General features: G+C 68.0%; 11 protein-coding genes. 5 read left to right on the plus strand and 6 right to left on the minus strand.

Annotated features, from left to right (window positions below; translation table 11 throughout):
• The coding region (gene murA, locus ABB28_RS15780; RefSeq protein WP_057687330.1) for a UDP-N-acetylglucosamine 1-carboxyvinyltransferase at window positions 1-869 on the plus strand (869 nt) is incomplete at its 5' end.
• Window positions 866-1165: a hypothetical protein gene (locus ABB28_RS15785; protein WP_057687331.1), complete on the plus strand. Its 300-nt coding sequence runs from the start codon at window positions 866-868 to the stop codon at window positions 1163-1165. The genes murA and ABB28_RS15785, both read left to right, overlap by 4 nt.
• 215 nt (window positions 1166-1380) lie before the next feature.
• On the opposite strand, the gene ABB28_RS15790 is transcribed toward ABB28_RS15785, so the two are convergent.
• From ABB28_RS15790 to purM, 6 genes are all read right to left on the minus strand, one after another.
• Complete coding sequence (locus ABB28_RS15790; RefSeq protein ID WP_057687332.1) at window positions 1381-2064, minus strand: DUF3108 domain-containing protein; 684 nt, start codon at window positions 2062-2064, stop codon at window positions 1381-1383.
• A 2-nt stretch (window positions 2065-2066) separates the two neighbouring features.
• A complete protein-coding gene (locus ABB28_RS15795; protein WP_057687333.1) occupies window positions 2067-2882 on the minus strand; it encodes a DUF3108 domain-containing protein in 816 nt (271 codons plus the stop codon).
• Between the two features lie 66 nt (window positions 2883-2948).
• Window positions 2949-3611 carry a phosphoribosylglycinamide formyltransferase gene (gene purN, locus ABB28_RS15800; protein WP_057687334.1) on the minus strand — a complete coding sequence of 221 codons (663 nt, stop codon included), beginning with the start codon at window positions 3609-3611 and terminating at the stop codon, window positions 2949-2951.
• Entirely contained in the window at window positions 3608-4045 is a 438-nt protein-coding gene (locus ABB28_RS15805; RefSeq protein ID WP_152983495.1) for a hypothetical protein, read from the minus strand. Before ABB28_RS15805 ends, purN begins: the two co-directional genes overlap by 4 nt.
• Before the next feature lie 7 nt (window positions 4046-4052).
• On the minus strand, window positions 4053-4493 hold the full coding sequence (locus ABB28_RS15810; RefSeq protein WP_057687336.1) for a hypothetical protein: 441 nt from the start codon (window positions 4491-4493) through the stop codon (window positions 4053-4055).
• Between the two features lie 131 nt (window positions 4494-4624).
• Entirely contained in the window at window positions 4625-5686 is a 1062-nt protein-coding gene (purM, locus tag ABB28_RS15815; RefSeq protein ID WP_057687337.1) for a phosphoribosylformylglycinamidine cyclo-ligase, read from the minus strand.
• A gap of 98 nt (window positions 5687-5784) precedes the next feature.
• Here purM and ABB28_RS15820 point away from each other — a divergent pair, with 98 nt between their 5' ends.
• Genes ABB28_RS15820 through hda form a run of 3 tightly spaced genes read left to right on the plus strand, consistent with a single transcriptional unit; the run spans window position 5785 to window position 8797 of the window.
• Window positions 5785-6921, plus strand: a complete 1137-nt coding sequence (locus tag ABB28_RS15820) for a DUF2066 domain-containing protein (RefSeq protein WP_057687338.1) — start codon at window positions 5785-5787, stop codon at window positions 6919-6921.
• Window positions 6918-8090, plus strand: a complete 1173-nt coding sequence (locus tag ABB28_RS15825; protein WP_057687339.1) for an AI-2E family transporter — start codon at window positions 6918-6920, stop codon at window positions 8088-8090. Before ABB28_RS15820 ends, ABB28_RS15825 begins: the two co-directional genes overlap by 4 nt.
• On the plus strand, window positions 8087-8797 hold the full coding sequence (gene hda, locus ABB28_RS15830) for a DnaA regulatory inactivator Hda (protein WP_057687340.1): 711 nt from the start codon (window positions 8087-8089) through the stop codon (window positions 8795-8797). Before ABB28_RS15825 ends, hda begins: the two co-directional genes overlap by 4 nt.
• Window positions 8798-8895 lie beyond the last annotated feature (98 nt).

Below are 8895 nucleotides of genomic sequence, written 5' to 3' on the forward strand. Positions count from 1 at the left end.
GCCTGCAGGCGCTGGGTGCGGAGATCGTCGTGGAGAACGGCTTCATCAAGGCCAGTGCCAAGCGCCTGAAGGGCGGTCACTTCACCTTCGACATGGTCAGCGTGACCGGCACCGAGAACGTGCTGATGGCCGCCGTGCTGGCCGAAGGCACCACCGTGCTGGACAACTGCGCGATGGAACCGGAAGTCACCGACCTGGCGCATTGCCTGATCGCGCTCGGCGCGAAGATCGAAGGCCTGGGCACTGCCCGGCTGGTGATCGAAGGGGTGCCGCGCCTGGGCGGTGGTCGTCATGAAGTGCTGCCGGACCGTATCGAGACCGGCACCTTCCTGGTGGCCGCGGCGATGACCGGTGGCAGCGTGACGGTGAACCGTGCGCGCCCGGACACGATGGAAGCGGTGCTGTCCAAGCTGGTCGAAGCCGGGGCCACCATCAGCACCACCGCCGACACCATCACCCTGGACATGCAGGGCAAGCGGCCGAAGGCGGTCAACCTGACCACCGCGCCGTACCCGGCGTTTCCCACCGACATGCAGGCGCAGTTCATGGCGCTCAACTGCGTGGCCGACGGCGTGGGCGTGATCAATGAGACGATCTTCGAAAACCGTTTCATGCACGTCAACGAACTGCTGCGCGTGGGTGCGGACATCCAGGTGGAAGGCCACACCGCCATCGTGCGCGGTGCCGAACGGCTGAGCGGTGCGCCGGTGATGGCGACCGACCTGCGTGCGTCGGCGTCGTTGATCCTGGCGGGCCTGATGGCCGATGGCGATACCACCATCGACCGCATCTACCACCTGGACCGTGGCTACGAGAACATCGAAGAGAAGCTGTCCGCGCTCGGTGCCACCATCAGGCGCGTGCAATGATCCTGCGCGGCAGGTTCACCCGCCGCCGCAAGGCGCTGCTGGCGCTGGTGCTGCTGATGCTGGCTTACCTGGGCTACGCCTGGTTTGCCGACATCGCCATCACCAAGGGCGTCGAGCAGAAGGACATGGACTGGAACGGCGATGGCGCCGTCACCCGTGACGAGATCATCCAGGCCTTCCACGCGGTGGGCGCGACCGACACGAAGGAGGGCAACCGCGAGTGCCGCACCTTCGTGTGGCGCAGCACCGGCGAGCAGATCCGCGTGGACTGCCGCACGGTGTTCCAGGCCGAATAAGGGTAGTGACGGCCGCTGGATGCCGGTGGGTGACGACCGTTGGTCGTCACGCTCTTGGCGCTGGAAAGCCGTGACGACCAACGGTCGTCACCCACCACCGCGCGTCACCCACCACCGTGCATCACCCACCACCGCGCATCCGGTAGTGACGGCCGCTGGCCGTCAATGCGGTGAAGGACGGCCAGCGGCCGTCCCTACCGATGCCTGCCGATCCGTCAGTTCAGACCCTTGATGGTCAGGTCCAGCGAGTCCTTGCCGCTCTCGCGCTGCAGCAGGCGCGCCGGCACCGGGAACTCCGGCACGATCCAGGCAATCAGTTCCTTGTTGCCATCCACGCGCGACACCTTGGTCGCTTCGTAGCTCTTGCCCGCCACGGTGACCGCTTCCTTGCCGACCACGCGGTAGCTCATCGGCTTGATCCGGCCCTCGTCCACCATGCGGTAGTTCAGCGGCTTGCCGGCGGCGAGGTCGCGCGCGATGGCCAGGTTGATCAGCAGCGCATCCATGTCACCAGCCTTCAGCGCCACCGGCCCCGCACGGTCCGGCTTGATGTCGCCGGTCCAGGTTGCCTGGTTGCTGGTCCAGTTGTAGTTGGCCTGCACGTTGCGCTTCTTGACCAGCAGCACCGAACTGTCCTGGCTGCTCAGCGGGCGCAGGCGGCCATTGGCTTCCTCGAACACGGTGCTCTGGCTCAGGTCGGCCAGCTGGTTCTTCACCTTCAGGCTGTAACGCCATTTGCCGGTGCCTTCGCTGGCCAGGGTCATCGTGCCGTTGGCCTGCATGCCCATGTAGCTGGCCAGGTAATCGGCCTTGAACGGCTGCAGTGCCATCGCGGGCAGGCTGGCTACCGACAGGGCGGCAGCGGCGATCCAGGTCAGCGGGCGTTGGAACGTGGTCATGCTCAGACTCCTTGGTATTCGATGAGGCGCAGGTCGATGTAGTCCTGGCCATCTTTGCGTTGCAGGATGCGCACCGGCGTCGGTACGCCGTTGGCGATCCACAGGATGGTTTCGTCGTTGCCGCCATTGCTGCGCGCCACGCGCAGCGCGTCGTAGGACAGATCGCCTACCTGCACGCTTTCGGTGGCGCCGGCGGCCTGGTAATCGTGCTGGCGCACGCGGCCGACATCGACGTAGCGGTAATGCATCGCACTGCCCGGGCGGGCGTCACGCATGATCGCCAGGTTCAGCAGCAGCGCGCTCTGGTCACCGGCCTGCAGCGGAATCGGCTGCGTGCGTTCCTTCTTCAGGTCGCCGGTCCAGCGCGCGGTACCGGCCTGCCAGTCATACGTCCCGGTGACTTTCTTGCCCAGGAACAGGCCCTTGCGCACGGTGCTCTGGCTCAGTGGCCGGTACTGGCCGCCGTTGTTCTCGAACACGGTGCTCTGTTCAAGGTTCAGGCCCAGCACGCTGGCGAAGCCGCGGCGTCCCACGACCTGCATGTCCACGCGCCACTGCACGCCACCTGCATGGGTGACGCGCATGGTCGCATCGCCTGCTTCCTTGCCCTTGTAGAAGGCCTGGTAGGTAGCGGTGAACGGTTCCAGCGCGGGCGGTTCCCAGGCCAGCGCGGGCAGCGCAGGAACCACCGGCGCCGCCTCTGCCGGGGCGGCGGCGGGCGCGGGCTGCGGCACCTGCTGCGCAGCCGAAGGCAGCGCCGCCAGGCAGAACAGGGCGGACAACAACAGCGCGGGACGGTGCAGCGTCGTGTTCTTCATACCAGGCAGCGGCAAAGGGGAAGGGAAGCATGCCAGCGCCGGGGTCATCGGCGCGTGTTCAGCAACTCAGGAAGCCTGCAGCATGCGTGCCGAATCTAGGGCCAGTGGGCTGAAAAAGGGGTGACCGTCGAGCTGGAGCTGACCGTCCTGTTCAGTTACCCGGCCGCTCGCCAGCAGCTGCAGGCTGGCGATCAGCAGCGGATGCTCCACGCCCAGCACGCGCGCGGCCAGGGTCTGCGGCGTATCGGTGGGCAATACCGGCACCCGGGCCTGCGCCAATACGGCGCCTGCATCCAGTTCCGGCACCACGAAATGCACGCTGGCGCCATGTTCGGCATCGCCGGCTTCCAGCGCCCGCGCATGCGTGTGCAGGCCCTTGTGCCGCGGCAGCAGGGACGGATGGATGTTGACCAGTCTGCCGTCGAAGCGGGCCACGAAGGCGGCACCGAGGATGCGCATGTAGCCGGCGCAGACGATCCAGTCCGGTGCGCTGGCGGCGACCGCATCACCCAGCGCGGACTCGTAGGCGGCACGGTCGGCGAAGTCGCGCGGTGCCGCGGCCCAGCGCCGTGGCGCCGGCATGCGCTGCAGGGCTTCAGCGTCGGGACGGTCGGAAAACACGCCCACGACCTCGGCCTGCAGCTGCCCCTGCGCGATCGCATCCAGGATCGCCTGCAGGTTGCTGCCGCGGCCGGAGGCAAGCACGGCGATGCGCGTGCAACCGGTCATGCCACGACCTTGCGCGCGCTGTCCAGGAAGCTGGCCGTCACTTCGGTGCGCAGCAGCACCCACAGCGCATAGGCGGCGAGCGCCACGCCCAGTGCCCCGGTCAGGCAGGCCAGGCCGGCCACGACCAGGCACAGCCGATGCTGGCGACGCTTGCCGATGCATCCGGCCGCCTTGAGGCTCAATCCGCCCAGCACTGCGTACAGTCCTGCGCCCACGCCCATCAGGATGAACAGCAGCCACGGCGCGGCATCGGGCCCGCTGCCGGGCGGCTCGCTGACGTAGCCGGCCACGGTGACCAGCAGCAGGAAGGCGGCAAGGACCAGTTCGAAGCCCCCCAGTACATAGAACAGGATCTTCAACGTGTGCAGGTGCGAATCGACCTGCATCGCGGTCCAGCTGCGCGGGGCATGAAGCGGGGGAGGCGTGGCGGACATGGGTGCCTCAGGCCGGGGTGACCGGCGCGGCGCCGAAGGCAGCCTTGACCGCAGGACGCAGCAGCACGATCAGGGTGAACACACCGAGCACGGTGCCGAAGGGCATGAAGCAGCAGGAAATCCCGGCCACGACCATGCACAGCAGATGGCGGCGGCGCTGGGCCAGGCAGCGGCCAGCGTAGGCCATGAAGCCGGCGAGGGTCAGGCCGCCAGCGATGAACGCACCGGCGAAGGCGACAAAGAACCAGCCGAAAAGACGGGGGTCGAACGGTTCGCTGCCCTGTTGGCTTTCCATCGGCAGCTTGCCGGTGACGATGGCCAGGCCCATTACCAGGTGGATGACCGGGATCAGCGAGCACAGCGCGGTGATGCCCGCCACCACGTAGTGGAAGATCGACAGCAGGCGCAGGTGGTCAGCGTCCTGCGCACTCAGTGGCGGGGTGGACATGGCGGTCTCCTTGATGGCCGTGAGCGCCGGGCAGGCGCCCGGAACAGGTAGCGCCGGGCCATGCCCGGCGAGCGCAGCGGTAGCCGGGATGCCGCCGAGCATCGCTCGGCGTTACCGGCAGGGTCCTTTTGTCAGCCGATGTGCACGCGCTCGGCGCCCTCAACGGCCGGCACCACCTTGCCGATGGTCCAGTGCTGCAGGCCCTGTGCGCCGGCAGCGTCGGCCACGGCGGCGACCTGGTCGGCGGCCACGATCAGCACGAAGCCGATGCCGCAGTTGAAGGTGCGCCACATCTCGGCATCGGCCACCGCGCCTTCGCGCTGCAGCCACTGGAATACCGGCGGCAGGGTCCAGCTGCGGGCGTCGATGTCCAGGCCGAGGCCTTCGGGCACCACGCGGATGATGTTCTCGGTCAGGCCACCGCCGGTGACGTGGGCCATGCCGTGGATCGCCTCGCCGTGGGTCTTGAGCAGGGCCAGGATCGGCTTCACGTACAGGCGGGTCGGCGCCATCAGCGCATCGACCAGCTTCACCCCGTCTTCCAGCACGTGTCCGGCCGGCTGGCCGGCGCGGTCATAGATGCGGCGCACCAGCGAATAGCCGTTGGAATGCGGGCCGGACGAGGCGATGCCGATCAGCACGTCGCCCTCGGCAACGCTGGCGCCGTCCTTCAGTTCGCTCTTTTCCACGCCGGCCACGGTGAAGCCGGCCAGGTCGTACTCGCCCGGGGCATACATGTCGGGCATTTCAGCGGTTTCGCCGCCGATCAGCGCACAGCCCGCTTCGGTGCAGCCGTTGGCGATGCCGCCCACGACCGCCGCTGCGGTGTCGATGTCCAGCTTGCCGGTGGCGAAATAATCCAGGAAGAACAGCGGCTCGGCGCCCTGCACCAGCACGTCGTTCACGCACATGGCGACCAGGTCGATGCCGATGGTGTCGTGGCGGCCCAGCTGCTGGGCCAGTTTCAGCTTGGTGCCGACGCCGTCGGTACCGGACACCAGGACCGGCTCGCGGTACTTGTTGGACAGGTCGAACAGGGCGCCGAAGCCGCCCAGCCCGCCCATCACTTCAGGGCGGAAGCTGCGCTTGACCAGCGGCTTGATGCGCTCGACCAGTTCGTTGCCGGCATCGATGTCGACACCCGCGTCACGGTAGGTGAGGGGCGTAGGGGCGGAGGACGGGCTGTTGGTCACGGGCGTCGGCGCTGGCAAGGGTGAGACGGCGATTTTAACAGGCCACGTTGGCGCAAAGACCCTATTCGGGCAACAATCTCCCCGGATACGTCGAGCCAATGGAAGTCCAGATGCCCCGCAGCCCCCTCAGGACCACGTTCCTCATCATGCTCCTCGCGGCGTGCCTGCCCTTTGCCGCCCTGGCCCAGAGCGGCCTGCGCACCGAAGGAGACGTGGCCACCGCCGCCGGCGCCTACGAGGCCGAGGTCCCGGTCCGGGGCCAAAGCGACGCCGATCGCAACGGCGGGCTGTCGCGCGCGCTGGCCGAAGTGCTGGGCAAACTGTCCGGCGACCGCAACATCACCGCCCGCCCGGGCGTGGTGCAGGCCCTGCGCAACGCCAAGGATTACGTGCAGAGCTACGACTACAAACAGGACCAGAGCACCACCGCCAGCGGCGCACCGAACTTCCGCACGCTGCTGGTCGCCCGCTTCCGGGAAGACGACGTGGATGCGATGGTGGCCGCGCTGGGCCTGCCGGTGTGGCCGCTGCCGCGCCCCAAGCCGGTGCTGTGGCTGGCCATCGACGATGGCAGCGGCCCGCGGCTGGTGACCGTGCAGCAGGCCAACGCAGTGCGCCCGGTGCTGGCGCGCGCGGTGGAACGCGGCTTCAAGCTGGGCCTGCCCACCGGCAGCACCGCCGAACAGGCGCTGGTCGGCGCGATCTGGCGCCAGGACACCGCTGCGGTGGCCCGGGCTTCGGCCCGTTACGCCCCGCCGATGCAGCTGATCGGCAAGCTGTCGCGCGCGGAGGGCGGCTGGACGGCGGACTGGGTGTTCGTCGACAACGGCCGCGAACTGAACAAATGGACCACCAAGGATGCCAACGCCATGCGTGCGATGGCCGGCGGTGCCGATGGCGCGGCCGACGCGCTGGTGCGCCGTTACGCCAAGCCTGGCGCGGCGACCGGCCAGGCCGGCACCTACCGCATCGTGGTGACCGGGATCGACAGCGCCGACGACTACATGCGCCTGGCCGCCGGCCTGCGCGAAGTGCCGGTGGTGCGCAACATCATCCCGCTGCGCGCGCTGGGCAACCGGCTGGAACTGAGCGTTGAAATGACCACCGGCCTTGCCGGGTTGAACCGCATGCTGGGCGAGGACGGCGTACTGGTGCCGGTCGCCCCGGTGGCGATCACCCTGGACGGTGAAGAACAGAATCCGGCCCCGGCCAGCAACGAGTACCGCCTGCGATGATCCACACTCCGGAGGCGGAAATCGCCCTGTTCCTGCGCCGCGTCAAGTTCGTCGCGGTTGCGCTGCTGATCGGCTGGGTCGTCTGGCTGCTGGCGCCCATCCTGACCCCGTTCGTGCTGGCGCTCGCGCTGGCCTGGCTCGGCGATCCGCTGGTGGACCGCATCGAGGCCACCGGGCGTTCGCGCAACACCGGCGTGATCCTGGTGTTCGTGGCGATGGTGCTGGTGATCACCGCGCTGCTGTTGATCCTGGTGCCGATGATCGAGCGCCAGATCAGCACCTTGATCGCTTCCGCGCCGCAGGCCCAGGCCTGGCTGATGGAAAAGGGCATTCCCTGGTTCGAACAGAAGACCGGCCTGGAAGTGATGCAATGGCTGGATTCGGAGCGGGTGATGGATTACATCCGCAGCCACTGGCAGCAGGCCGGCGGGGTGGCCAAGCAGTTCTTCGGCTATGTGCAGCGTTCCGGCTTTGCGATGGTGACCTGGGTGGTCAACCTGCTGCTGCTGCCGATCCTGGCGTTCTACTTCCTGCGTGACTGGGACCTGCTGGTGGAGCGCGTGCGTTCGGTCATCCCGCGCAACCACGTGGGCACCATCACCCAGTTGGCGCGCGAGTCCAACGACGTGCTCGGCGCGTTCATCCGTGGCCAGTTCCTGGTGATGATCGCGCTGGGCGTGATCTACGCCGGTGGCCTGACGATGGTCGGCCTGAACCTCGGGCTGTTGATCGGCATCATCGCCGGCCTGATCAGTTTCATTCCCTACCTGGGCGCCACCACCGGCATCCTGATGGCGGTGATCGCCGCCCTGGTGCAGGCGCAGGGCTTCGACCTGAAGCTGCTGCTGCTGGTCGGCGTGGTGTTCACCGTGGGCCAGTTGCTGGAAAGCTACGTGCTGACCCCGCGCATCGTCGGCGACAAGATCGGGCTGCATCCGGTGGCGGTGATCTTCGCGGTGATGGCCGGTGGCCAGCTGTTCGGTTTCCTCGGCATGCTGCTGGCGCTGCCGGTGGCGGCGGTCAGCAACGTGCTGCTGCGCTATGCGCACCAGCGCTACCGCGAAAGCGAGCTGTATGCCGGTGAGAAGCCGTCCATCGTGCTCGATTCCTACATCGACAAGCCGGTGATCATCGTCGACGGTTCGCCGAAGGGGCCGGAACCGAAGTGAGCGCAGTACCGCAGCTGCCGCTGGCCCTGCATTACCCGCAGGACGAGCGACTGGAGACCTTCATCGGCGCACCGGATGGTGCGCTGGCGCAGCTGCGCGCGATCGCCGTGGGCGCCAGCCCGGACTGGGTGTACCTGGAAGGTGCGGCCGGCACCGGCAAGACCCACCAGGCCCTGGCGATGTGTTCCAACGCCGAACAGGCTGGGCGCACGCCGACCTACGTGCCGCTGAGCGCGGTGGTGGGGCGGGTGCGTGCGGTGCTGGAAGGGCTGGAACAGCGCGACCTGGTGGTGCTGGACGGACTGGACGCGGTGGCCGGTGGGCGCGAGGACGAGGTGGCGTTGTTTGATTTCCACAACCGCGCGCGCGCGGCGGGCACGGCGGTGATGTATACGGCGCAGGCTTCGCCGGCCGAGCTGGGCCTGGTGTTGCCGGACCTGCGTTCGCGGTTGGGCCAGTGCGTGCGCGTGGTGCTGCAGGCGCTGGACGAGGAGGGGCGTGCTGCGGTGCTGCGCGACCGCGCGTTGCGCCGTGGCCTGGCCATCGACGAAGCCTCCATCGAATGGCTGCTGTCGCACTCCGGGCGCGAGCTGGGCGGGCTGATCACACTGATGGATTGGCTGGACCGCGAATCGTTGGCGGCCAAGCGGCGGATCACCGTGCCGTTCCTGCGCCAGGTGCTGGAAGACGGCCGGCCGCGTTACTGAGCGGTGGGTGGATGCCGGGCTTGCAGCCCGGCGGCCCGCTTTGGAGCAAAGGCAAAGTCAACAGCTGCAAGGCTGCTTGGGTTGGTGGGGCGGGGTGG

Origin of the sequence: Stenotrophomonas chelatiphaga (assembly GCF_001431535.1) — a bacterium.
In the GTDB taxonomy this organism is placed as follows: Bacteria; Pseudomonadota; Gammaproteobacteria; order Xanthomonadales; family Xanthomonadaceae; genus Stenotrophomonas; species Stenotrophomonas chelatiphaga.